Here is a 23399-nt window from a genome sequence, read left to right on the forward strand (position 1 = left end):
TATAGCAAAACTACCACAAGCATTCTTATTCGGAAAACCAATGAAACGGCTGCTGTTACCGCTTATACTAATTCTCAGCCTGACACATCAGGTCTGGGCTTCTAAAATTCTGATTCCTATGGACGATGCCCAGAAGAATCACCTGAAGGCGTACGGCATTGCGTTCTGGGTGCTGAAAGTGCATGATACCGAAATCGACTGGTTGCTTAATTACCGGGGCGGGTCGTTTTTGTTACCACAAACCCAGGCATTCATCAACGAGATGGTGATACGTGGTGTTAGTTATGAAGTCATTTCTGATGCACAATCAGCCCAGATTTTATCGGAAATTGCCGCAGCTGATGCCAATATGGATGCGGTAAAACTCCAGAAACCACCCAAAGTAGCCGTTTATTCCCCAAAAACAAAACAGCCCTGGGATGATGCCGTCACGATGGTGATGACTTACGCCGAAATCCCTTACGACATCGTGTTCGATGAGGAAGTAATGAATGGGAAACTGCCTGAATACGATTGGCTGCATTTGCATCACGAAGATTTTACCGGGCAATACGGTAAGTTTTTCCACTTTAAAGACCAGCCCTGGTACATTGCTCAGAAGCGCGAAGCAGAAACCATCGCGCATAAATACGGCTTCAACAAAGTGCCCCAACTGAAGCGGGCCGTTTCTCAGAAAATTCGTGAATTTGTGCTTGGCGGTGGCTATCTGTTCGCTATGTGCAATGCCACCGATACGTACGACATCGCGCTGGCTTCACAAAACACCGATATTGTCGATAGTTTTTACGATGGCGACCCTGCCGATCCAAATGCAAATAGTAAACTGGATTTTAGTCAAACGTTTGCCTTCCGAAATTTCCAGGTTTACACGAATCCGTACCTGATTGAATTCTCCAATATCGACAACCAGCCCGAAGAACGCGGCTTGAGCGAGCACAATGACTATTTTACCCTGTTTCAATTTTCGGCCAAGTACGATCCCATTCCAACCATGCTGACGCAGAATCACCTGAATGTCATCAAAGGATTTATGGGGCAGACAACTGCGTTTAAGAAAAATCTCATTAAACCTGAAGTGGTTATTATGGCTGAAAATCGGTCGGTGAGCGAAGCGCGTTACATTCACTCGCCCTATGGCCGGGGCTTTTTTACGTTCTACGGCGGTCACGACCCCGAAGATTATCGGCACGAAATCGGTGAAGAACCAACCGATCTCAATTTGCATCCAAATTCAGCAGGCTATCGCCTGATTTTGAATAACATACTTTTCCCAGCCGCGAAAAAGAAGAAACAAAAGACGTAGTGGTTAGCCAACGTGTTACGTTGGTATGCAGGCGTTTGACAAAAACGCCTTTATAGTGGTCAGTTATCAAACCAGGCGTCTACCATTTCGCCACGACTGCGGCTTTCAAGTTGTCGCTCAAGATCATCGGGAATTTTTGGGAAGAAGTCGAGACCCGTTAGCTGTTCGATGAGATCGACCGAAACCACAAACTCCCGAATCGATTTATCTGATCCTTCATTATCCAGCAGAAAGCCAATCATCCGGATTTGCGGTTTGTTGCAGTACAACAGCACTTTATAAAATTTCTCCGGTACACTTACTTCGTTGGTCTTGCCGATAGTTGCCAAACCGGGTTTCAAAACCGGTCCGGTCACTACGTATAATCCATGATCACGTCTGGCCCAGGAACGTACCTGATTCTCCAGATCGCTCCAGATGCCCCGGTTGAAATCGGGGACCTGGGGCGTAATGTTGCTCATAAAAAACGTTTCGCGCATGATACGTTGCGAAAACTTGAAATCAGCAGCGGGTGCCAGATGCCCTCTGTCGTAACCAGAACGCGTATAATCAGACGTAACAGCCGTACCGTTCGCTACGGCCGGGTCGGGTTTAAACTGCTCGAATTTGCGATCAGCATCGCCTTTTGTTTCATAGTCCAGCAGTGGGTAGGCAACCCAGGAAGCATCTTTATATTGGTCCACATAACGTAGCGTGTACCCTTCATGCCGGATAATTTCATCACCCGACTTCACCAGCGGCAAGAGGAAATCAACCTGTTTCTCAAAATCAAACCTGTCGTTTTTGGGTGAATTTCCCGACGATTTACCGCCATTATTATCGCTGGCCACGCTCTCGTCCGATGCTTCACTTTCCGTTTCGTCATTCTTCTTTCCCGATGAGTTATCCTGCGGTTCAGGCGCTTTATACGGGTTATCGCCCGGCGCCGACTTCGATTTTCCCAAACCAACAATTTCCCGAACATCATTCCAGAACGCCACTACCGGCTTGGTTTTTCCACCGTAATGCAGAAATAAACCAATCAGGAAAAAGACAAACAGGAGTACGAGCGTATTGCCGCGTAACCGGAAGCCCCGGCGATGGTAGTTTTTAGGCGAAAATTGCGGTTTGAGGAGCATACAACAAAGGTAAAATAAAGTTCCAGATTGGCTGGCGCGAAAACTTGGAACCCGGAAAAGCTCTCCCCTGTTCAAAACCTATGTCATCGCTGCATCTCGTAGTTATTGGTGGTGGAGCCGCCGGATTTTTTGGAGCCATTACGGCCGCCGAAAATTTCCCCGATGCGACCATCACTATTCTTGAAAAATCACGTACTGTACTGAATAAAGTACGTATTTCCGGTGGAGGACGCTGCAACGTAACGCACGCCTGTTTCGACAATCGGCAACTGGTCAAACACTATCCTCGGGGCGAAAAACCGCTACGTTCCCTGCTCAACCAGTTCGATGCGACCGCTACGGTACGTTGGTTTGAAGAAAGGGGCGTTACGTTAAAAACCGAAGCCGATGGGCGCATGTTTCCCAGCACCAATACGTCCGATACCATTGTCGATTGTTTATTGACCAGAGCCCGTCAGCTGGGCATTCGTATCCAAACAAGCGCGGGCGTTACGTCCCTCTCCTATTCAACGGAACGTAACGGAGACACAAAATGGAACGTAGCACTAAATAACGACGAGACTATTACAGCAAACCGTGTTCTGATTGCGACAGGTGGCTATCCGCAGCCAACTTCGTACGCATGGATGCCTGAACAGAATGAAGCTCTTATTTCGCCGGTCCCTTCGCTGTTTACGTTCAACGTACCAGATAGCCCTTTGCTTTCCTTAGCAGGTGTTTCGGTAACTGATGCTGCCGTATACGTAGTGGGTACGAAACAGGAGCAACGCGGCCCATTGCTCCTTACTCATTGGGGATTCAGCGGTCCAGTGGTGCTACGTCTATCAGCATGGGCTGCTCGCGATCTAGCCACTCTGGACTACCGATTCACGCTACGTATCAATTGGACTCCTACGTTGAACGATAATCAGTTACGTAACGTATTACAGGATTTTCGGCAGCAGAATGGTAAGCGGCAGGTAAGCTCTCAAAATCCGTTTGGGCTACCTTCGCGGCTCTGGCAGGCACTGATTACTGACGTAGAAATCACCGAAACGCAACGCTGGGCCGACCTACCCGCCAAACCTCTGAACCGGCTGATCGAGCGACTTACCAACAGTCAGTTTCAGGTGGTAGGTAAAAGTACATTCAAGGATGAATTCGTTACCTGCGGAGGTATTTCCTTCGACAGTCTACACCCACAAACGCTGGAAAGCAAAGCCCAACCCGGCTTATTTTTCGCAGGCGAAGTGCTAAATGTCGATGGCATTACTGGCGGCTTCAACTTCCAAAGCGCCTGGACTACCGGATACGTAGCGGGGAAGAATATGGGGGTAGAGTCGGCAGTCAATAGCCGCTAGTTGTTTTTATCTAACGACTGTTGCCTATCGACTGATGACGAAATTTCTAACACACCCCTCGCCGTTTCTTCGTCGAGCTTCAGTTGGGCTACAAGTGCCGTTAGACCATCGAATTTTTGTTCGGGGCGTAAAAACTCCTTGAATTTCAGCGTCATGTGTTCGCCGTAGATGTCTTTGTCGAAATCAAAAATGTAGGTTTCGATGGTCTGATTGACACCGGCAACTGTTGGCCGAAATCCAATGTTGAGCATCCCTCCTAGCGTCTGTCCAGCATATTCAACCTCAACGGCATAAACCCCATTGGCCGGCACCAGTTTGGATGTATCATCAACCTGCATATTAGCCGTTGGGAAACCAATGGTACGTCCAAGTTGGCGTCCTTTTACGATGGTACCAGTTAATGTATACGGGCGTCCCAAAAAGCGATTCGCTATCGTTACATTTCCCTGACTGAGCGCAGCCCGAATTTTAGAAGAGCTTACACCGACAGCTTCTACGTCTTGTCGTGGTATTTCTTCCACTTCAAACCCGTATTCCTGCTGGTGTGCCCGAATGTATTCGAAGCCACCTTCGCGGTCTCGCCCGAAACGATGATCGTAGCCAATGACGAGCTTTTTGGTACCGATTTTATCCAGCAAAATCTGACGGATGTACTCCTCGGAAGTGAGTTGCGAGAACGAGCGCGTAAACGGAATAATAAGCAGATTATCGACGCCAGCCTGATCAATAAGTTCGATTTTTTCGTCGAGCGTGGTTAGTAGTTTCAGATTCTGACTATCGTTCGATACCACGGTACGTGGGTGTGGCCAGTACGTAATGAGCACTGATTCGCCATTGCTGGCTTTGGCAACTTCCGTTAATCGGGCTAAAATCGTTTGATGCCCTAGATGGACTCCGTCGAACGTACCGCTGGTTACCACGGCATTCGTTAACGGCTGAATATCGTTCAGACTTCTATAAATAATCATTTTTTAGTCGACAGCCAGGAGTCTTAGTCGATAGTTAAAAGTCGCAATACGTAGTATTTTTCACTGCTGACTATCGACTGAGGATTGGCGACTATTCTCCCGGCACAGTTCAATAAATTCATCAAGGGTATGCGCCTGTTCAATATGAAACTCGCCGATACGTGTCCGACGTAGTGAACTCATATAAGCTCCATTATTGAGCAATAAACCCAAGTCGCGCACCAGACTGCGAATATAGGTGCCTTTGGAACAAACAATGCGAAAATCTACTTCAGGAAACCTGCTCGCATTAACCTCGAACACCGATACGTTAACCTGCCGGGCTTTGATACCGCCCTCAACCCGGTCGGCGGTTTCACCACGCCGGGCTTTTTCGTAAAGTCGTTCGCCATTGACACGTACCGCCGAATAAATGGGGGGCACCTGCAAGATATCGCCGGTTAGTTGCCGAGCGGCTTCCTGGATTTGCCCAACCATTACGTCCGACGTATCAAACTCTGCATCAAAAGCGGTTTCGAGGTCTACGGAAGGAGTCGTTTTTCCAAGAACCAACGTACCGGTATATTCTTTTTCCTGCGCCTGATACTGGTCAATCTGCTTGGTCATTTTACCGGTGCAAAGAATCAGCAGACCCGTAGCTAGTGGGTCGAGCGTACCGGCGTGACCAATTTTTTTAAATTTACAGGCGTACTTCAGCTTATTCGCTACGTCGAAAGATGTCCAGGTAAGTGGCTTATCGATAAGAATGAGTTGACCGGGGTCAGGTGAATTTTGTTGTGTCACAGCGATACGCAGAGAAGCACAAAGATACACAGAGACTCTCAGCGCAACTTTGTGCTTCTCTGCGTATCGCTGTGTTATACCTTTTTATAAAACGTCTAACTTAACTCCGGCCGCCATCAGGCCCAGCAATAGGAGGCCAACAGCAATTCGGTAGTAGCCAAACACTTTGAAGCCATAGCGATTCAGAAATCCGACAAAACCACGTATCGCCAGCATACCGACGATAAAGGCAATGACGTTACCAATAAGAAGCGTCTGATAATCGGCGGGTTGAAGGAGTTTATAGGTTTTGAGGAGTTTGTAGCCTGAAGCAGCCGCCATCGTCGGAACGGCCAGAAAGAACGAAAACTCAGCCGACTGCGCCCGCGTTAAGCCCTGAAACATACCACCAATAATGGTAGCCGCCGATCGGGAAACACCCGGAACCATAGCGATACATTGGAAGAAACCGATACGTAACGCATCAGGCACTGTAACATCGCCATCTTTTGGCTGTCGGTTCACAATCATATCGATGAAAACCAAGATAATACCGCCAACCAGCAATGAAATTGCCACGACTACTACGTTCTCAAGCAGTGAATCAATAAAGTCGTTGAGGAGAAATCCGATAATCGCAGCAGGTAGAAACGCAATCAGGATTTTACTGTAGAAATCGGCCATGGGCTGCAAATGAGTTGGCACGGATTTCAAATAAGTTGGAACTACGAAATTACCTGCACGGGCATTAGTCAGAAAACGGCGATGGTATAGTACCAGCACCGATAGAATGCAGCCAAACTGAACGTCGACCGTGTATAATTTCGTGAATTCATTACCGGCGATACCCGCCAGTGAGGAGTAGATAATCATGTGTCCGGTAGAGGAAACCGGCAAAAATTCAGTCAGACCTTCGATAATGGCCAGCGCAATCGCGTGAATTAAATCCATCTAGAGGAGTTATAAAGTTGTATGGTTGTAAAGTTATAGACCCGGCCTATAACTTTACAACCATACAACTTTATAACAATTCGTTTTTAGGCTTGGTAAGTATGGCAAAAAATTCGAGAACAAAGCCCCCCATCACCACTATCGGACCGAGGGTAAGTCCCATAAAACCAAAGCCAAATTCTTCTTTATCGAGACTCATGATAAAGAAACCAGCCAGAATAGTACCAATACCGATCAGCATTAGTACGTAATTCTGCCGACTGAACGGCAGCTCTGTGGCACCGGTTGAGCGGGTCGCTTCGGTCGCTGTGCGAGTCGAAGTCGATTTCGGTGTAGCCACTGGAGCGGCCACCGTTTTCTTGGCGGGTTCATCACGCGTCAGCGTGGCCGAGCCATATTGCTTATCTTTTGCCATGTTCTTCTTAAGTTAGAATGTCTAATGAACAATGTCTAATGAATAATGGCCTTCAAAAAACCCATTTTATTCATCTACGCTCTACATTATTCATTTTAAATTATTCATTAATAAAGCTCATCCAGCGTTAGACCCAGATAACGGTTAACAGCCTGAAACGTACTCAGAAAGCCAATCAAAACACCAAGTCCGACAATAGCCGCCATCAGAATGGCAATCTTTTCAACATCCTGAAACATCGCCAGTTCGGGCAAATTGCTAATGGCCAGTTGAAGACCAATCAACAGCATTCCCACTGCAATAACGCCAGCCAGCAAACCCTGCCACATGCCCCGCAACAGAAATGGTCGGGTTATGAATCCATTCGTTGCGCCCACCAGTTGCATACTCCGAATAAGCATCCGCTGCGAATGAAGAGCCAGGCGAATGGTGTTATTCATCAGGATAACAATAATGATCAGCAGAATAATGGCAAAGGCCGACATGACGACGTAAATTTTCGTAATGTTTTTGTTGATGCTGTCTACCAGATTTTCCTGATAAACAACCTCAAACACACCGTTAATCTGCTCTAAATCCTGTTTTACTTCCTGCAATTTGGCTTCTTCGAAATACCCTTCGTTGAGTTTTAGTCGGAAGCTGTCGTGCAACGGGTTTTCACCCAGAAACTTCGAAAAATCCTCTTTGGTTTCGGCAATAAACTCTTTGGCGGCCTCTTCCTTCGTGACTAATTTAATTTGCGGTTCGCTATTGGTTTGCAGAATATAAGGCCGACTCCCAATGGTTTCCTGTAAGTCTTTTATCTTCTTATTACCCAAGTCTTTATCCAGAAATGCTCGTATTTCGTAATTCTCGCGGATATACGTAACGAGCTTCTTGGAATGAAGCGCCAGTACTGCACAAAAACCAATCAAAAACAAAGCCAGCGTCAGACTAAACAAAATCATGCCGCTGGGATACGTACCAACTTTCTTTTTTGTACGAGCCATTCAGGGGTTCGTGTTATGTGACAAAAATAATGGTTTCAACCGGTGAACGGTCCAATTTAAGAAATTTTAAGTGAAAGGTCAGAGGGCATGGGGCGAAGGACAGCGGGTTAGCTGAGAAGTTGAATGCAAAATAGGTATTCATCGTAGTATCTGACTGCCTTCTCAACCCCATGCCTCCAACCCTTAATTCTCTGCCTCTAACCTTATGCCCTATGCTCCATCACTTCCGCCGGATACCCCACTTCCACCAGGTATAAGCCATTGGCGGGAGCGGCTCGGCCGGCTGCGTTGCGGTCTTTGGCTAAAATGATCTGTTCAAACTGTTCAAGGTTCATGCGCCCCTGCCCTATTTCGAGCAACGTACCGACAATGGTACGTACCATGCCCCAAAGAAAACGATTGGCCTGGATATGAAACGTCAGGTCATCGTCGTTTATGCGCTCCCAGTACGTAAAATCGATTCGACAGTGAAAGTGGTTGACGTTGGCCCGCGCCTTACTGAAGCTCTGAAAATCCGTGTATTGACGTAACATCTTACAGGCTTCATTCATGATTTCATGATTGAGGTGAGGCCGAAAATGATACGTCAGGCCATTCTGGAACGCATCTTTCTGCCGACTAACGTAGTACTGATAGTATCTGTAAATAGCCGAAAATCGGGCGTGATGGTTTGCCTGAACTGGGAAAATCCTGTGAATGGCGATGTCTTCGGGCAGGATACAGTTTAGTGAATAAATGAAAGATTCGGACTGATTTATTGGCTCTTCGACCTCAAAATGAGCAAATTGCTGTTTCGCATGAACGCCCGAATCGGTACGTCCACTACCCACTACGTAGATGGGGCGGCCCAGTCGCTGGGTGAGTGCCGCTTCGAGCGTGGTTTGTATACTGATGCCATTTGCCTGTGTCTGCCAGCCGTGGTAAGCCGTTCCTCGATACGAGAGTTCAATAAAATAACGTACCATCGGGTAAAAGTACCACCAAAACAAACACCACACACCTGATTGGGCGTGTGGTGTTTGTTTTGCAAACGGAGACTGTTATCTATCTAGGTCCGCGCCGACCGCCCGGATTAAACCCTTCGTGCGACCGACCACCTTGTTCCGTGCTACGTTGCTGAAACCGCTGACCCTGACCTTGCCCTTCCTGCGACCGTTGCTGGAAAGCTTCGCTACGTCCACCTTGCCTTGGCTGGCTAGGCTGGCTGTTCATCTGCGGTTGGGGCTGACTTTCACTACGTTCGAATGTCCGGTTTCGTTGGAATCCGCCCCCTTGTTGAAAACCACGTGAGTTCCATCCTCCCGATGGTGCTTCTCGCGGACCATTATCAATTTGGGGGGTGTTAGTTTCTGGTGCAAAACTCCGCCCCCTACTCGACTCAAACCGGTTTGGTTGAGATGGAGCAGTATTATTTATATTCGGCACTGTTCTGTTTCCAACGTTACCACTTGGGTCGCCCGAAAAAGGCTGACTATATTCCCGACTTGACCCATCCCGGCTGTAACCCCGATTTGGCGCAATTGGCGAGCGTTCGTACGTCCGGTTGGGTACATTATTGTCTCCCAAATTACCACGGTTGTAAGCCGTACTGCCGTCATAATTCGGCCGGGGGTTAGGATTATTATAACGGTCGTTACGTCCATAATCGCGGCTGTACGAGTTACCGGGACGATAAAAACCTACGGAACCATTGCCAACCACCGAGCGGCCGGGGCGATCCATATGGTCAACCCGGTAAACCGGCACCGAACTACGGGTAACGCGCTCAATATCACCCCTTGGCGGCCCATACGCATATGCTCGGTTATTGGTCCGGTAGTAGTTATTGATGTAAGTCGTATTGTGATACACATTCACAATCTGCGGACGTGGCACGCAATAACTATACAGTCGTGGGCTGGTGATGTAAATCTGCGGAACAAAGGTCCAATAGGGAGCCGGAATATTAATGTTGACATTAATGCCCCAGCCGGGAGCAAGCGGGGCCCAGCCATAATAGCCACCACCCGAACGCCACGTAACCCAGGCCGGTCCCCAGTCTTGACCTGGAACCCAAAGCCAGCCACCGTAGGCGGGGTCGTAAATCCAGCGGCCGTAATGAAACGGCGCCCATCCCCAAGCATAATCCGATACCCAAGTGTTTCCGTACTCAGTAACAACCCAGTGACCACCAGTGCCATAGGGCTGAAAATCAGGGCCTGCGTTAGGAAGCCACACATCACCGTAACCGGGATATTGCATCCATTGCCCATAAGGAGCTAATTCGTCATAAAACGACTCAAGAGGTACCGTTACCCCTGGTTGGGCCAACGTTTTCTGGGAAAACAGTGCTCCAGACAGGAACAACACAACCAGACCAAGCCGTTTTATAGTTTTCAGGATAGTCATGACGTTAATCGATTAGGTGCAGGTTCCACCCTCTCAACCCTTAGATTTATAAACCTGCCAAACGTTTAACGGACAAATCAATAAATATCGTCTTTTCTGAAAAATTGCTCGTCTACCTTTTCAAATGTCTGTTACATGTTGTTTTCGGCAAGGCTGAAGTTCGGTCCGTGCTACGTTACTAAGCCTCGTTCGTAATAAACATCTTAGGTTTGGGTGCCTCGATACCGTCTTTGGCAAATTGCCGGGCTATGTTTTCGAGCATATAATAATACGTTTCCCAATACGTATCGCTCTTTGTCCAGACTCGTACGTCATAATCGCGGGAGTTTGCATTCAATTTGGCAATCAATACGTCATGCTGCCGATTATTGAGGGCGTAGGGGCAGGTCGAAACTACTTTAAGAATGGCAGATTTGGTCGCATCCAGATCATTCTGGCTACCAACGTTATACACCTGATCGACCCGAATTACCCCTTTAGTCGAGATGTTCATAATGGGCGATGTCGACAGCGTGCCGTTGGGGAGGATAATCGTCTTATTATCGAGGGTTAACAGCGTTGTATCAAAAATGCGAATGGCTTCAACATGTCCCGTAAATCCCTGAGCACTAATTAAATCGCTGACGCGAAAAGGTTTGAAGATCAAAATCAGTACCCCTCCGGCAAAGTTAGCCAGACTACCCTGAAGAGCCAGCCCAACCGCCAGACCAGCCGCACCAATAATCGCCACAAATGACGTGGTCTGCACACCGAGTGTGCTGGCAATACTCAGCAACAGTAGAACCCGAAGCAATCCGTTCACCAGCGATAACAAAAATGGCTGTACATCGCGGTCGACATGGCGCTTGGTCATGGTGGAGGACAGCAATTTAGTTATCCAGCCAATGACCCACAAACCGACGACAAGCGTTAACGCGGCCAGCAGCACACGGCCACTATAAAGTGTCAGAAATGTTACGACCTGGGTATAAAAAAGTTCGAGTCGGGCCTGCGCCTGTTCCATAGCATCGGGAGTTAGCTTTCCCATCAGACGCGACACACCGGAAGAAGTAACTCATTGTCAGCGAACAACCAGCTCTTTTACTTTATAGCCACTTCTTCCGCCGGAAAAACCAGAGTGTTCCCACAACCGAAAAAACCATTAGCATTAGCGCCAGTACGTATCCATATTTCCAATGCAGTTCGGGCATTGCATCGAAGTTCATCCCGTAGATGCTGGCGATGAGCGTCGGAGGCAGCAACACAATCGAAACGACCGTGAAAATTTTCACAATTCGGTTTTGTTCCAGGTCAATCAAACCGAGGTAGGTGTTTTGCAGAAATTCGAGCCGTTCGAAAATGAAGTTCGTATGATCGATGAGCGAGCTGATGTCTTTAATGACAGTTCGGAGCCGTTGCTGCTCCTGCTCATTAAACCAACCATCGGAACGTATCATGGCCGAAATAACGCGCTGTTTATCAACTGCGCTCTCCCGAATCGACATAGTTAACTCCTGATAATCGTTGATGCTAAGCAGCATTTCCCGGTCGAGGTTGGCGTCGAGGTCAAGCATGCGGTTGATGGCCTTGATTTCACCCGATACCAGCTCAACTAAATCGGCATCGTAATCAATTCTTGACTCAAAAATGGAGATAAGAATCTGCGCGCCATCGCTAAATACCGCCCGGCGCGATTTGATACGTTTAACTGTATCGGCAAAGGATTTCAGGTCGGCGTTGCGATACGTAAATAACGTATCATCTTTCAGAATAAAACTCACCGGCACCGTTACGTAGCGATGCTCAGGATCAGGAACCAGAAAGTTGGAGTTGGCAATCAGATAGTCATCTTCTTCGATATAGCGCGATGAGCTTTCAATTTCCAATTGTTCCTGCTGACTCAGGAAATCGACGTCAAATTTTTCTTCAACGCTCTTAATTTCGGCGGGGCTGGCATTTTGCAAATCCACCCAAAGGGTTCGTTCGGTATCGGAAAACGAATCAATGTCGCGGATTTTGCGGACGGCGGTTTCGTCTTGCTGAAAGATTCGAATCATATACGTAGCACGGACTGAATTTCGGGCCGCAAGTTCGTAGAAAACCGTCGGACTGCCACGTACCGCACAATCATTTCCCGGAACCAGGCCCAGGCAAATAACCTTTTTCCAATTCTGCGCACAAAATCAGTATAAATTCTGTTATTCGGGTAGGCTGTCCTAGTCCGGGCAGTTATTCGCTATGCAGTCTGATACGTTAAGAAATCGCACTTCATTTAACCATACATCTGAAAATCAGCCCAAAGCCATTGACCTTTGGGACGCAGCACTCACCACCGGATTTCCAGCCGCCTTGTGGCGATTACCCAACCAGCAGGAAAAACATCTACTAGTTTCGTTCGATGAAAAATTACCCCGCGTATCAGCCGATTTAGACGAACTGCCCGCTGGTTTTCTGATTAGTCCTTTCGATAATCTTGCCAAAAATGCGCCGGTAGAGGCCCAACTCTCGGAACATCTGGACACATCGGATTACGTGCCACAAACTCTTTTTCTACGAGCTGATATTCAGGCTATTGTTGACGAAAATGCGATGTTCGTTTCTGACCATAACCGACAACGGGAGGAGGTGAGCGAACAAGCCCGGCAATTCTGGAAAGCCGTTAGAATACATCAGAATACCGACAAATCGACATCGCCAGTACGTGCTACGTTGCTTGATGACCCGGATGCACAAGCCAACTACGAACGTAACGTAGCGGAAGCCATAGCGGCCATGCAGCGGGGTGATTTCCGAAAAGTGGTTCTGTCACGCACGAAGCAGTTGGTGTTTTCCAGTGCTCCTAACGCAATTACGTTATTCGATAAACTTTGTCAGCAGTATCCAACGGCCTTCGTGTCAGCCGTTTCCATTCCCGAAAAAGGGCAGATATGGATTAGTGCTACGCCCGAACGATTGGTAAGTGTTGATGCAAACGGAATTTTTCGGACGGCGGCACTGGCTGGTACGCAATCGGCATTTAATCCCGATGGCACGGCGAAACGTCCACCTGAGGCCATGTGGTCACAGAAAGAAATTGAAGAGCAGGCCTTAGTGTGCCGCTACATCATTGAATGCTTTAAGAAAATCCGGTTGCGGGAATACCTAGAGGAAGGGCCCAAAAGTATTATTGCTGGAAACCTGATGCACCTCGGCACTACGTTCACCGTCGATACGCAGGCAGTACGTTACCCGCAGCTTGGCACAGTTATGCTCCGGCTGTTGCATCCAACTTCCGCCGTTTGTGGTATGCCCCGCGATGTAGCCTTTGATTTTATTCGACGGCATGAAACTCACGACCGCGAGTTCTACAGTGGTTTTCTGGGTCCTGTCAACATCGACGACCAGCAGTCTGGCCCGGCGAGTCATATTTTTGTACACATCCGCTGTATGAAACTCGAAGGCAAACAGGCAACGCTCTTCGCCGGTGCCGGCCTTACTGAACATTCTAATCCCGAACGCGAATGGCATGAAACCGACATGAAATGCCAGACGCTATTATCAGTAATGAGTAAATGACCGGGCCGCCGGCCCGGTCATTTACTCATTGAATTTTACGCTCCCTCGGCAGGGTCGTTTGGGGCACGGGAACCTTCTTCATCGGTACGTCCGCCTGCTTCGCTGGCTGCTGATGACTGCGTCTCAGAATCGGGGGCCGTACCACCATCTTCTGCATTTTCGGTTGTTATCAGCGGTTCCTCCGTCGGAAGTTGCTCGTTAGGCTGTGTCATGGTGTTGCTCATAAAACGTTGATACTACGTTGGCAGCTTAGGCTGCCAACGTTTTCTAGTAGCGAATTGACAGGATGAAGCCACGCTTATTCCATGCTATCGTCGTCCAGATCGTCTTCGATATCATCGTCGTCCAGATCTTCCAGATCGTCTTCGTCGAATTCTTCTTCGATGTCATCGATATCTTCCAGATCTTCGGCGCCGTAACCACTACCGGCTCCCGTACCTAGTTCATCAAATTCGGCATCTTCATCGGCGAAGTCATCTTCCTCGTCGTCGAAGGTATCTGGATCAGGGTTCAACATCAGCACGTCTTCATCCTGATCAAACGTTGGCTGGTAAATCATGAGTATTTAAGGATAAAAGTTAGTTCACTCGTCATAACGCGGCTCTTTCCCCGAAGGTTTTGCCTGCCCCAAACTTATTCAATAAATGTTTTAAAACGCAAACCCTTGTAAATTTTATGTGTTACAATCTTGGCAACAGTACGTCATCACTCCTATTACCAGCCATTCTATCCAAAACGACTAACACAACCGGTACGTAGAACTACTCCAATTCATGAAAAACTACCAACTCAAACGTCTGTCTGATCAACCTATTCTGCAAACAAGTGATGTAAAGCCAAGTATTGATGGATTCGACGTATTGGGTGCTTTCAACCCGGGCGCCTGCATCGTCAACAACGAAGTTATTCTTTTGTTACGTGTGGCCGAAGCCCCGGGAGCCAGGCCAGGCTTTGTAAAAGTACCACTTTTGGAAGAACAAAATGGCGTACCTACACTGATAATCAAAGAGTTTCCGGAGCCTGAAGAAGATTTCGACCCGCGTGTGGTTACGATTGAGGGAAAGGCCTATCTGACTTCTCTCAGTCACCTGCGGCTGGCACGTAGTAAAGATGGTATTCACTTTACGGTTGACGAAAAGCCGTTTTTGTTTCCGGCTCGTATGGACGAATCGTATGGCATTGAAGATGCCCGTATTACGTTCCTGGACGGAAAATACTGGATTACGTATACGGCCGTGTCCGAACATGGCCCCGGTGTTGGACTGGCTGTTACTACCGATTTTTTGGATGTCGAACGTATCGGTATGATTTTACCGCCACCCAATAAAGACGTAGCGCTCTTTCCTGAAAAAATAAATGGCAAATACGTACTATTTCACCGGCCTATGGTGTCTGACATTGGCAGGCCGTCTATTTGGCTGGCGGAATCGATTGACGGTGAACACTGGGGCAACAACCGCTACCTGTTTGGCGGGCGAGGAGCCAATAACCCCCGTTTTGCCTGGGAAGGCGGTAAAATTGGCGGAGGCCCCGAACCGATGCTGACCGACGAAGGCTGGTTGCTTTGCTACCACGGCGCCGACGAAACTCACGCCTATTCACTCGCTTTGGCGCTGCTGGATAAAACCGATCCGACTAGTATTCTGGACCGTTCGGACCTCCCTCTTCTATCGCCTGAGCTACCCTGGGAGCGCGAAGGTTTCTTTCCGAACGTAGTGTTTTCGAACGGCTGGGTGCGGTGGCCGGAAGGCAGCGACAAAGCGGGCCAAATCTGGGTTTACTACGGTGCCGCCGACGACGGCGTTGGATTAGCGGAGTTGGTGCAGAGCTAATTTTGGTAAAGCCCCGACAGGCTCCGGCTGTCGGATACATTATAAGCACGATGAATCCACTTCTTTCAATCGCCCGCTTCGAAATTACGTATCAACTGCGGCAACCTTCCTTTTATGCGTTTGCGCTGCTCATTACCGGGCAAGGTATCTGGTATTCGTTCCAGATCGAGAAAATGTACGCTTATATTGAGAGCACCGTTACGTCTTACCTGATTCTGTCGTCGTTAGGTGTCATTCTGGCGGTGGTTGCTACGTTGCTGGCGGGTCAATCACTGACAAAAGATTTAGAATACAACACCACTCCTTATCTGTACACATTTCCCATTACCAGCCGTATGCATTTCGCCGGGCGATTTATGGGAACGTACGCTACGGCCTTGCTGCTGGCCCTTTTTTATCTGATTGGCATTCTACTTTACTCATTGATTTATAGCCAGGTTACGTTAGCATTATGGCTGACTCTACTCGACGGTTTTGTGAGGCTGATTGCGCAGAATATCTTAATCGCCGTCAGTATTACGTTTTCGTTGACGGTCTTTCTACGTAGCATTTGGGGAGCTTACATCGGTTTATTTCTGATTGTGCTTTACTTTTTGCTGACTGAAACGCACACGGATACTTCGGCAACTGATGATATCTGGCTGCTACTGGACCCATTTGGCGTTGGCATGGCCCGGGAATCGGTTGAAAGTACAGCGATCAGTGATGCCTCATCGGGGCTGCTTAGTTTTTCTGATATGTTTCTGATTAATCGGATTTTATGGCTTGGCGTAGCGCTGGGTTTTCTCGCTTATGCCGAAAATACGTTTTCGTTCGAGTTCTTTACGGCTGGCAAAGTCACAATAGTCCGATCAAAAATCCGGTCAGAAGAGCGATCAACTAAACCTGTTCAGAAACAATACGTTCCCGCCGATGTTCAGCTACGTTTTGGTGGCTGGCAAAACTGGCGAACGCTACGTAGCTTAACCCGTTTTGAGTTTGTCGGTCTGATACGTCAGCCAGTTTTTCTGATTCCGGTTGGGCTGCTGATCATCCTGTCGGTGTTTTTGGTAACCGTTTTGAACCATAACCCGGATTTTCCTGAGCTACCAACCACCGCCCGGATGACGGCGCTACGTCTCCCAATGGGCTTCTTTATTAGCATATTTCTTCTCGTAATGACGGTAGAACTGCTGTTTCGGGAACGTATCACCGGAATCTGGCCCATTTACGATGCGTTGCCTTTGCCCAATTTTGTCATTCTGTCGGCCAAATTACTGGCTCTGATGGGTATGGCTGCTCTGCTGACGTTAGTGCTGTTTCTGACAGGTGTGGGCCTACAGTTAAGCAATGGTTTCTACGACATCGACTGGAGCCGCTACGTTGCTGATTTAGGTCTGGACGGCTTTGCCCGTTATTGTCAACTCATTGCACTCGGCGCGCTGGTTACTACGTTGGTTAATCACCGGATTATGAGCCATGTTATGAATCTGGTAATTTTTGCCGGGCTGGCTTTTACGTATCAATTTCAGGAAGCTGTTCAACTAAGGTATCTCTATAGTTTTTTGCCCGGTTCCGCTCACTATTCCGACCTGATTGGGTATGGATCAATGGAACCGCTACGTTGGCAACTTCATCTGATGTGGTGGAGCGTAGCAGGAATTTTCGTAATACTATTTCTGATAACCTGGAACCGGGGCGTTGTTAACAGCCTGCCCGAACGCGTACGGCACTGGCACACACAATTTCGCCGACCTTATGGATTTGCGCTACTCGCGTCGGGTCTGTTTCTGATTTTAGCGATGTGGCAAACACAGCAAGCCACAACGCTACGTCCCAAAGTTGCCATTCACTACGTAACAAAATCAACCGTTCGTCAATCCAAATCAGGACACCCAGTTAAAATTCATATTCAATACCATCATCCGTACCAGGTTCAGCATATGGTACGTATCATTGAGAACGCCCTTTCAGAAGGCGAACAATTGTTTGGTGCCTATCCGCATACTGAATTATCCCTCATTGAAACGCCTGTCGGAACTGCCGACGTAGCGTCAAAACCCGGCCAGATTTTTATTGTCGAGAACCAGGGCTGGATCGCCAATAACCGCCAACCTGACCGACTCGATTACCTTGATTATCTGGTTTCGCGGGAGGTCTTTAAACAATGGCTGGTTCATGGATTGCCCATAAATGCACCCAGTGATGGTTTTGTGAAGCAAAGTTTGGCCGAATACCTGTCGTTGCAGAATGTAAATAGGCACTACAGTCCCGAACGCTTCAGACAGCGGCTGGCCCAGCGAACGGCTTTATATGCGCAAAGCCGCCTGCATCAGTCTAAAGCAGAACCCACGCTGCTGGAATCGAAAGGCAACGACGGCGTTGAACGCGGTCGGGCTGCACTCGTATTAACCAGTATCGGCGAGGTGTGGGGCGATAAACCGCTTAGTGCAACCATCAGTCAGTTTTACAACAAGGCCGTTAAAGAACCTCATTCTGCCACGGCCAGTGCGTTTTCGGCTGAATTAAATCGACAGTTACCCGATTCGTTACGTTACCTCAATACGTATCTTCAGGAACGGCTGTGGTTCGATTTTAAGATCAGTCGGGTTGCTAATCTCGCTAACGGATTGACTGTCGAAATCATTACCAGCAAATGGCGGGAAACGCCAGACGGTCAGCGACAAAGGATACCGATCAATGATTACGTGCCGTTGGCCGTTCTTGATCAGAATGGTCACCAATTGTACCGGCAACTCGTTCATCCTCATCCGGACGACCGCTTTGTTTATCTGCCACCGTTACCGCACGCCCGTCAGGTAATCATCGATCCGATGGGTGTCTGGCCGGAACCGAATAAACGGGACAATGCTAAACTTTTTTAGCCGGCTCAGTTCATTACGTAGGTTTTCCGCACTGCTTCTATAGTGAGGGAAGGCTCGTAGGCAGCATTGAGACGATTGGCGTTTTCTTCAACCGTTAACGTAAAACCGGCCTGTTTACGTCGCTCGTTCACCGATTTGGCATCACTGATGGGCCACACGAAGCAGCGCTGTTGTTTGGTCGTGACAAGCTGACGGCATGAGGCCTGCGTGCCGTACAGCTGTGGTTTTCCGTCATACATCAGCGAGCGGTCAAGCATCATGGCGTAAAGCGAAAACGGCAATTCTTCATCCTCGGCCGCCTTTTTTATGACAGGCAGATACGTCGGTATTTTGTTTGAATGCTGAATAACGTAGAACACCGTTTCGTTAGACGGCTTACCCACCAGCGATTTACCGGGATATCCGTGCTGCTTCACAATCGCTTCGACACGTACTAAATTGCTGGAATCGATCTTCGACTGCTCAGCCCAGAGTGCCCCAGCCAAATGCTTTCTGTCAATTTTATACACCGCGCTCAGACTGTCGGTCAGAGGCTGATTATTACTTATTTTCGTAAGCCACTCCCGATTACGCTGATCCAGCACATACATGCTATCTAATTCCCGTTTCAGCGTAGCAGTTGTTTGCGCGAAGGAACAAACAGTCACTAGGCTAAGGATAAATAGTATTAATCCCATTTTAGTAAATCTATATCCGTTTTGTAACCTCATGTTTTCGGTATTTTTAGTAGTTTAGAAGGTCTTAACTTCCTTCTTTATGAACCGCTTTCATCAACTTTTTCTCTTTCTACTGGCCTCAACGCCTTTACTTGCCCAGGTACAGAAACGTCCATTAACCGCAGCCGATTATGATCGCTGGCAAAGTGTTCGTGCCGAAAAGCTGTCGGACGACGGGCGCTGGATCGCTTACCAGATTGACCTTCAGGACGGCGACGGTCGGTTGGAAGTTGCCTCTAACGAAAACAACTCGTCGACACCTCGCTATGTTTTCCCTCGGGGTTATATGGCGCAGTTTACACCCGACAGTAAGTACCTGATAATGCGCCTGAAAGTGCCCGTTGCCGACGTGCGAAAGGCCAAATTGAAAAAGAAAAAGTCAGACGAAATGCCCAAGGATAGCTTGCTGGCGTTGAATCTGGCAACCGGTAAATCCACAAAATTGCCAAACGTAAAGTCGTTTGTTTTCGGAAAAGAATCCGGTTCGTGGCTCGCCGTTTTGCAGGAACGTAAGGACGAATCTGGCAAACCAGTTCCTAGATCTGCTGTTCAGACTCAGAAAGACACCCTTCCCGTATCACCCCCGGTTTCGACAACCAACGTAGCAACGCGCAAAGGCGTAACAAAAAAGCCGAAAGGCGATGATCTTACATTGTTGAACCTGGCCGATGGTACGCGAAAAACGGTTCGTTACGTCTCTAACGTAGCCATGTCATCCAACGGGCAGAAACTGTTTTATAGCAAAGAGTCGGCAAATGATACGCTGAAAACTGGCGATAATGCCGTGCCAGGCGTATTTCTGTTCAACACGACTACCGGACAAACGATGCTGGTCGATACGAGCAGCAAACGAAAAATCTACAAAGGGTTGGCCATCGACAAAACGGGGCAACAATTAGCCTGGATGGCTTCGGCCGACAGCGCCGGTTCCGATGTTAAGTTGTTCTCGCTGTACTATAAAAACCTGATGCCGACCGCTCCCGCCAAAAAAGGGAAACAGACAAAAACGCCTGTGGCTGAGGCACCTTTCAACGTTATCGCCGATACGTCGACAGCAGGCCTACCCAAAGGCTGGTCGGTGAATGAGTACCGCGAACCAAAATTTGCCGACGACGGCAAACGATTGTATTTCGCTACGTCACCCATTCCGCCCAAACCCACCAAAGATACGTTGACACCTGATGATGAGAAGGTAAAAATGGACATCTGGACCTGGACCGACAGTCGACTGCAACCCATGCAGCAACGGCGACTGAAGGAAGAAAAAGAACGGGGTTTTCTGGCTATTTACGACCCATCGTTGGGCAAAGTGATTCCGCTGGCCAGCCGCGAAGTGCCAACTGTTACGTTCGATGAGAAAACCAATTCGCGCTATTTACTGGGTTTGAGCGATTTACCGTATCAGGTACAAGCCTCCTGGGATCCTGGCCACACTGACCTTTATCTGGTTGATACACAATCAGGTGAAAAGAAACGTATCGCCAACGACATCATGGCGTCGCAGCCGAAATTATCGCCGGGCGGAAAATATGCCTACTGGTTCGATGAACGTGATTCGCTCTGGCGGGCCTGGTCGATAGCCGATGGCAAACGTATCGACCTGACGCGGGGGTTACCCAGCAAATTTTTCGATGAAGAACACGATACGCCTAACTTACCTGGTTCATACGGCTCGGCAGGCTGGACAACCGGCGACCGCTACGTATGGTTGTACGACCGCTACGACATCTGGCAAATCGACCCGACTGGTCGTGAAAAACCGGTTACCGTTACCGCTGGCTGGGGTCGTAAAAACAACGTCCGGCTCCGACGCGCCGAGTTATCCGAAGATGAATCGTCTTTCCGCTTTGCACCCGAAAAAGCCATCGATCCGAAAGACGAAGTATTTCTGACAGGTATCTGGGAAAGCGACAAAACAACCGGTATCCTGAAAAGCAAAAACGGCCTTACGGCGTCTGAACCGGCGGTATTGACACGTAGCAATCACCGATATTTTGGTCTTAGCAAAGCGAAAAATGCTCCTACCCTAACGTATTACCGGGGTAATTTCCAGGAGCCGATCAACCTGTTTAAAACGGATACTACGTTGGCAAAACCCGTTCAATTGACGCACACCAATCCACAGCAGGACAGCATTCGCTGGGGCAGTGTCGAACTGGTGAAATGGACGGGAACGAATGGTATTAAACTCGAAGGGCTGCTCTTCAAACCCGAAGGTTTCGACCGCGACGGCGGCCCGGCCAAAAAGAAGTATCCCATGCTGACGTACTTCTACGAACGTAACGCCGAAACCCTCAACGATTACCGCGCACCATCTCCGAGTCGGTCAACTATCAATATTTCTTACTGCGTGTCGAACGGCTACCTCGTGTTCATCCCTGATATCGTGTACACAACCGGTCAGCCCGGTCCGAACGCCTACGATTGTATTGTTCCCGGTGTATTGAGTCTGCTCGACAAGGGCTTTGTTGACCGCGACCGGCTGGGGATTCAGGGGCAAAGCTGGGGTGGCTACCAAACGGCCTACATCATTACCCGAACCAATTTGTTCCGCGCAGCCGAAGCGGGGGCTCCCGTAGCCAACATGACGTCGGCTTATGGCGGTATTCGCTGGGAAACAGGAATTAGTCGGGCGTTTCAGTACGAGAAAACGCAGAGCCGGATTGGTGGTACGTTGTGGGAGAAGCCTATGAATTACATCGAAAACTCGCCACTATTCTTCGCCAATCGCATCCAGACACCCCTTATGATGACGCATAACGACGCTGATGGAGCCGTTCCCTGGTATCAGGGCATTGAGTTGTTTTCGGCGCTACGTCGGTTAAATAAACCCGTCTGGATGTTAGTCTACAACGGCGAAGGGCATAACCTGACGCAACGTCACAACGCGAAAGACCTTAGCATTCGCTTGTATCAGTACTTCGATTATTACCTCAAAGACGCGCCCATGCCCGTCTGGATGAAAGAAGGACGTAGTGCTGTTGAAAAAGATCGGGGCGAAATGAAATACGGGTTGTCTGTAGAGCCGCAACATATTTCAAGTAGCGGCTCAAATTGAATTAATGAGTAATGTATAATTCGGCTGGTATCCCTGCCCTTCATTATGTATTACTCGTTATTCTATGTAACTTTAAGGAAACAAATTACCACATGTCCATTATCAAGAAACCCTTACTTTACGCAGGCTCGCAGGGAGAGAAACATTTGTATACGCTTTTCGACAGCGGAGCCAATCTTTCATGCATTCATCCTGACCATGTTCCAGAATTGGCTCACTTAGAAAGTTTGGGTCGAGTCCGACGCGTATATACTGCCGCAGAAGGGCATTATATTGAGATAAAACATCGAGTTGCGCTGGATTTTTACCTGGAAGACGTATTGCTGTCAGATGAATTTCTAGTGGTTCCGGGCTTGAGCGAAGAGGCAATCATGGGAGCGGCCACTATGCAGAAATGGCGTATAAAACTGGATTTTGAACATGATGCAGTGCATGTTGACCCTAAAGTGGCTAAAATGCAGTTGATTTAAAAAGCAGATAAATCCATACAAACGAACAAACACCAGAGCCGGGCCTACATGCCCGGCTCTGAGGCTTTTACTGAGCCGAAGCAGCGTCTTTTACTACTTCACCTTTGAAGTTCAGAACCACCGTTCCGCCTTCTGCATTTGATTCAACTGTTACGGTTTTGTTGAAGGCGCCTATTGCAGCCGCGTTAAATGTCGCCTTGATCACACCCGACTGACCAGGCAGAACAGCCGCTTTGGGATAATCGACACCGGTACAGCCACACGAGCCCTGCGCCCGATTGATGACTAATGGCATTTCACCTTTGTTCGTGAATGCAAACTCCACAGTTACCGGTTTTCCCTGAGTAATACGTCCGAAATCATGCGTTGCATTCTTCCAGTTGAAGAGAGCGGCAGGGACAGTCATCGCCATCGAAATTGCCAATACAATAAGTGAACCGAAAAACAAAGTACGTTTCATAATCAGATGATTTTGGTAAGGTTTATGCTATCGTTCACCCGAACGACGATGCAAACCTATCGCCATCGCCCAAATACCTTTGTTAATCACCTCCTAACGTTTGTTAATGAGTTGTTAATGATTTGTGTATGCACCTTGAACAGCTAATTTTGATGACTAAAAGAGCAAATCGGAACGCTGAACCGGAATGAAAGAGCGAAAGAGCGAAATAGGTACAAGGACCAGAGCAAA

Annotated in this window: 21 protein-coding genes; 7 read left to right on the plus strand and 14 right to left on the minus strand. The window is 48.4% G+C overall.

The window, feature by feature from the left end; all coding sequences use genetic code 11:
* The first annotated feature begins 40 nt into the window (after window positions 1-40).
* On the plus strand, window positions 41-1303 hold the full coding sequence (locus IC229_RS14625; RefSeq protein ID WP_190887734.1) for an asparagine synthetase B: 1263 nt from the start codon (window positions 41-43) through the stop codon (window positions 1301-1303).
* A gap of 59 nt (window positions 1304-1362) precedes the next feature.
* Here the strand turns inward: IC229_RS14625 and IC229_RS14630 are convergent, their stop codons facing one another.
* Entirely contained in the window at window positions 1363-2421 is a 1059-nt protein-coding gene (locus IC229_RS14630; protein ID WP_190887735.1) for a DNA/RNA non-specific endonuclease, read from the minus strand.
* Between the two features lie 80 nt (window positions 2422-2501).
* Here IC229_RS14630 and IC229_RS14635 point away from each other — a divergent pair, with 80 nt between their 5' ends.
* Complete coding sequence (locus IC229_RS14635; protein ID WP_190887736.1) at window positions 2502-3761, plus strand: BaiN/RdsA family NAD(P)/FAD-dependent oxidoreductase; 1260 nt, start codon at window positions 2502-2504, stop codon at window positions 3759-3761.
* Here the strand turns inward: IC229_RS14635 and IC229_RS14640 are convergent.
* From IC229_RS14640 to corA, 9 genes are all read right to left on the minus strand, one after another.
* Window positions 3758-4729 (minus strand): bifunctional riboflavin kinase/FAD synthetase, encoded by a 972-nt coding sequence (locus IC229_RS14640; RefSeq protein ID WP_190887737.1) that lies wholly within the window; start codon window positions 4727-4729, stop codon window positions 3758-3760. The two genes, IC229_RS14635 and IC229_RS14640, sit on opposite strands and share 4 nt — an antisense overlap.
* 60 nt (window positions 4730-4789) lie before the next feature.
* Window positions 4790-5512, minus strand: coding sequence for a tRNA pseudouridine(55) synthase TruB (gene truB / locus IC229_RS14645; protein ID WP_190887738.1), 723 nt, complete (start codon window positions 5510-5512; stop codon window positions 4790-4792).
* Window positions 5513-5596: 84 nt separating this feature from the next.
* Window positions 5597-6442, minus strand: coding sequence for an undecaprenyl-diphosphate phosphatase (locus IC229_RS14650; protein ID WP_190887739.1), 846 nt, complete (start codon window positions 6440-6442; stop codon window positions 5597-5599).
* A gap of 70 nt (window positions 6443-6512) precedes the next feature.
* Window positions 6513-6857: a DUF3098 domain-containing protein gene (locus tag IC229_RS14655; protein ID WP_190887740.1), complete on the minus strand. Its 345-nt coding sequence runs from the start codon at window positions 6855-6857 to the stop codon at window positions 6513-6515.
* A 107-nt stretch (window positions 6858-6964) separates the two neighbouring features.
* Window positions 6965-7846 carry a cell division protein FtsX gene (locus IC229_RS14660; RefSeq protein WP_190887741.1) on the minus strand — a complete coding sequence of 294 codons (882 nt, stop codon included), beginning with the start codon at window positions 7844-7846 and terminating at the stop codon, window positions 6965-6967.
* 203 nt (window positions 7847-8049) lie between these two features.
* Window positions 8050-8811 carry a tRNA pseudouridine(38-40) synthase TruA gene (gene truA, locus IC229_RS14665; protein ID WP_190887742.1) on the minus strand — a complete coding sequence of 254 codons (762 nt, stop codon included), beginning with the start codon at window positions 8809-8811 and terminating at the stop codon, window positions 8050-8052.
* A gap of 79 nt (window positions 8812-8890) precedes the next feature.
* Window positions 8891-10234 (minus strand): DUF6600 domain-containing protein, encoded by a 1344-nt coding sequence (locus tag IC229_RS14670; protein WP_190887743.1) that lies wholly within the window; start codon window positions 10232-10234, stop codon window positions 8891-8893.
* A gap of 178 nt (window positions 10235-10412) precedes the next feature.
* Entirely contained in the window at window positions 10413-11261 is an 849-nt protein-coding gene (locus tag IC229_RS14675) for a mechanosensitive ion channel family protein (protein WP_317171575.1), read from the minus strand.
* 58 nt (window positions 11262-11319) lie between these two features.
* A complete protein-coding gene (corA, locus tag IC229_RS14680; protein ID WP_190887744.1) occupies window positions 11320-12270 on the minus strand; it encodes a magnesium/cobalt transporter CorA in 951 nt (316 codons plus the stop codon).
* A 181-nt stretch (window positions 12271-12451) separates the two neighbouring features.
* Between corA and IC229_RS14685 the strand changes: the two genes are divergently transcribed.
* The gene (locus IC229_RS14685; protein WP_190887745.1) at window positions 12452-13768 is read left to right on the plus strand and encodes an isochorismate synthase; all 1317 of its coding nucleotides are present in this window, start codon (window positions 12452-12454) and stop codon (window positions 13766-13768) included.
* Between the two features lie 35 nt (window positions 13769-13803).
* Here IC229_RS14685 and IC229_RS14690 read toward each other — a convergent pair whose 3' ends face one another.
* The gene (locus IC229_RS14690) at window positions 13804-13980 is read right to left on the minus strand and encodes a hypothetical protein (protein ID WP_190887746.1); all 177 of its coding nucleotides are present in this window, start codon (window positions 13978-13980) and stop codon (window positions 13804-13806) included.
* Between the two features lie 86 nt (window positions 13981-14066).
* Complete coding sequence (locus IC229_RS14695) at window positions 14067-14327, minus strand: adhesin (RefSeq protein ID WP_190887747.1); 261 nt, start codon at window positions 14325-14327, stop codon at window positions 14067-14069.
* A gap of 214 nt (window positions 14328-14541) precedes the next feature.
* Between IC229_RS14695 and IC229_RS14700 the strand changes: the two genes are divergently transcribed.
* Together IC229_RS14700 and IC229_RS14705 are read left to right on the plus strand one after the other, a co-directional pair.
* Window positions 14542-15600, plus strand: a complete 1059-nt coding sequence (locus tag IC229_RS14700) for a glycoside hydrolase family 130 protein (protein WP_190887748.1) — start codon at window positions 14542-14544, stop codon at window positions 15598-15600.
* 50 nt (window positions 15601-15650) lie between these two features.
* Window positions 15651-18464: an ABC transporter permease gene (locus tag IC229_RS14705; RefSeq protein ID WP_190887749.1), complete on the plus strand. Its 2814-nt coding sequence runs from the start codon at window positions 15651-15653 to the stop codon at window positions 18462-18464.
* 5 nt (window positions 18465-18469) lie between these two features.
* Here the strand turns inward: IC229_RS14705 and IC229_RS14710 are convergent, their stop codons facing one another.
* A complete protein-coding gene (locus IC229_RS14710) occupies window positions 18470-19111 on the minus strand; it encodes a DUF6624 domain-containing protein (RefSeq protein ID WP_190887750.1) in 642 nt (213 codons plus the stop codon).
* 109 nt (window positions 19112-19220) lie between these two features.
* On the opposite strand from IC229_RS14710, the gene IC229_RS14715 reads away from it, so the two are divergent.
* Both IC229_RS14715 and IC229_RS14720 read left to right on the plus strand, forming a co-directional pair.
* Window positions 19221-22238: a S9 family peptidase gene (locus tag IC229_RS14715; protein ID WP_190887751.1), complete on the plus strand. Its 3018-nt coding sequence runs from the start codon at window positions 19221-19223 to the stop codon at window positions 22236-22238.
* A gap of 92 nt (window positions 22239-22330) precedes the next feature.
* Complete coding sequence (locus IC229_RS14720) at window positions 22331-22708, plus strand: pepsin/retropepsin-like aspartic protease family protein (RefSeq protein ID WP_190887752.1); 378 nt, start codon at window positions 22331-22333, stop codon at window positions 22706-22708.
* 67 nt (window positions 22709-22775) lie between these two features.
* On the opposite strand, the gene IC229_RS14725 is transcribed toward IC229_RS14720, so the two are convergent.
* Complete coding sequence (locus IC229_RS14725) at window positions 22776-23168, minus strand: DUF1573 domain-containing protein (protein WP_190887753.1); 393 nt, start codon at window positions 23166-23168, stop codon at window positions 22776-22778.
* Window positions 23169-23399 lie beyond the last annotated feature (231 nt).

Source organism: Spirosoma profusum (genome assembly GCF_014699005.1).
In the GTDB taxonomy this organism is placed as follows: domain Bacteria; phylum Bacteroidota; class Bacteroidia; order Cytophagales; family Spirosomataceae; genus Spirosoma; species Spirosoma profusum.

Bases quoted from the DNA above. Each gene is read 5' to 3' on its own strand.
- IC229_RS14625 (WP_190887734.1), top strand. From the start codon at position 41: ATGAAACGGCTGCTGTTACCGCTTATACTAATTCTCAGCCTGACACAT.
- IC229_RS14630 (WP_190887735.1), bottom strand. From the start codon at position 2,421: ATGCTCCTCAAACCGCAATTTTCGCCTAAAAACTACCATCGCCGGGGC.
- IC229_RS14635 (WP_190887736.1), top strand. From the start codon at position 2,502: ATGTCATCGCTGCATCTCGTAGTTATTGGTGGTGGAGCCGCCGGATTT.
- IC229_RS14640 (WP_190887737.1), bottom strand. From the start codon at position 4,729: ATGATTATTTATAGAAGTCTGAACGATATTCAGCCGTTAACGAATGCC.
- IC229_RS14650 (WP_190887739.1), bottom strand. From the start codon at position 6,442: ATGGATTTAATTCACGCGATTGCGCTGGCCATTATCGAAGGTCTGACT.
- IC229_RS14655 (WP_190887740.1), bottom strand. From the start codon at position 6,857: ATGGCAAAAGATAAGCAATATGGCTCGGCCACGCTGACGCGTGATGAA.
- IC229_RS14660 (WP_190887741.1), bottom strand. From the start codon at position 7,846: ATGGCTCGTACAAAAAAGAAAGTTGGTACGTATCCCAGCGGCATGATT.
- truA (WP_190887742.1), bottom strand. From the start codon at position 8,811: ATGGTACGTTATTTTATTGAACTCTCGTATCGAGGAACGGCTTACCAC.
- IC229_RS14670 (WP_190887743.1), bottom strand. From the start codon at position 10,234: ATGACTATCCTGAAAACTATAAAACGGCTTGGTCTGGTTGTGTTGTTC.
- IC229_RS14675 (WP_317171575.1), bottom strand. From the start codon at position 11,261: ATGGGAAAGCTAACTCCCGATGCTATGGAACAGGCGCAGGCCCGACTC.
- corA (WP_190887744.1), bottom strand. From the start codon at position 12,270: ATGATTCGAATCTTTCAGCAAGACGAAACCGCCGTCCGCAAAATCCGC.
- IC229_RS14685 (WP_190887745.1), top strand. From the start codon at position 12,452: ATGCAGTCTGATACGTTAAGAAATCGCACTTCATTTAACCATACATCT.
- IC229_RS14690 (WP_190887746.1), bottom strand. From the start codon at position 13,980: ATGACACAGCCTAACGAGCAACTTCCGACGGAGGAACCGCTGATAACA.
- IC229_RS14695 (WP_190887747.1), bottom strand. From the start codon at position 14,327: ATGATTTACCAGCCAACGTTTGATCAGGATGAAGACGTGCTGATGTTG.
- IC229_RS14700 (WP_190887748.1), top strand. From the start codon at position 14,542: ATGAAAAACTACCAACTCAAACGTCTGTCTGATCAACCTATTCTGCAA.
- IC229_RS14705 (WP_190887749.1), top strand. From the start codon at position 15,651: ATGAATCCACTTCTTTCAATCGCCCGCTTCGAAATTACGTATCAACTG.
- IC229_RS14715 (WP_190887751.1), top strand. From the start codon at position 19,221: ATGAACCGCTTTCATCAACTTTTTCTCTTTCTACTGGCCTCAACGCCT.
- IC229_RS14720 (WP_190887752.1), top strand. From the start codon at position 22,331: ATGTCCATTATCAAGAAACCCTTACTTTACGCAGGCTCGCAGGGAGAG.
- IC229_RS14725 (WP_190887753.1), bottom strand. From the start codon at position 23,168: ATGAAACGTACTTTGTTTTTCGGTTCACTTATTGTATTGGCAATTTCG.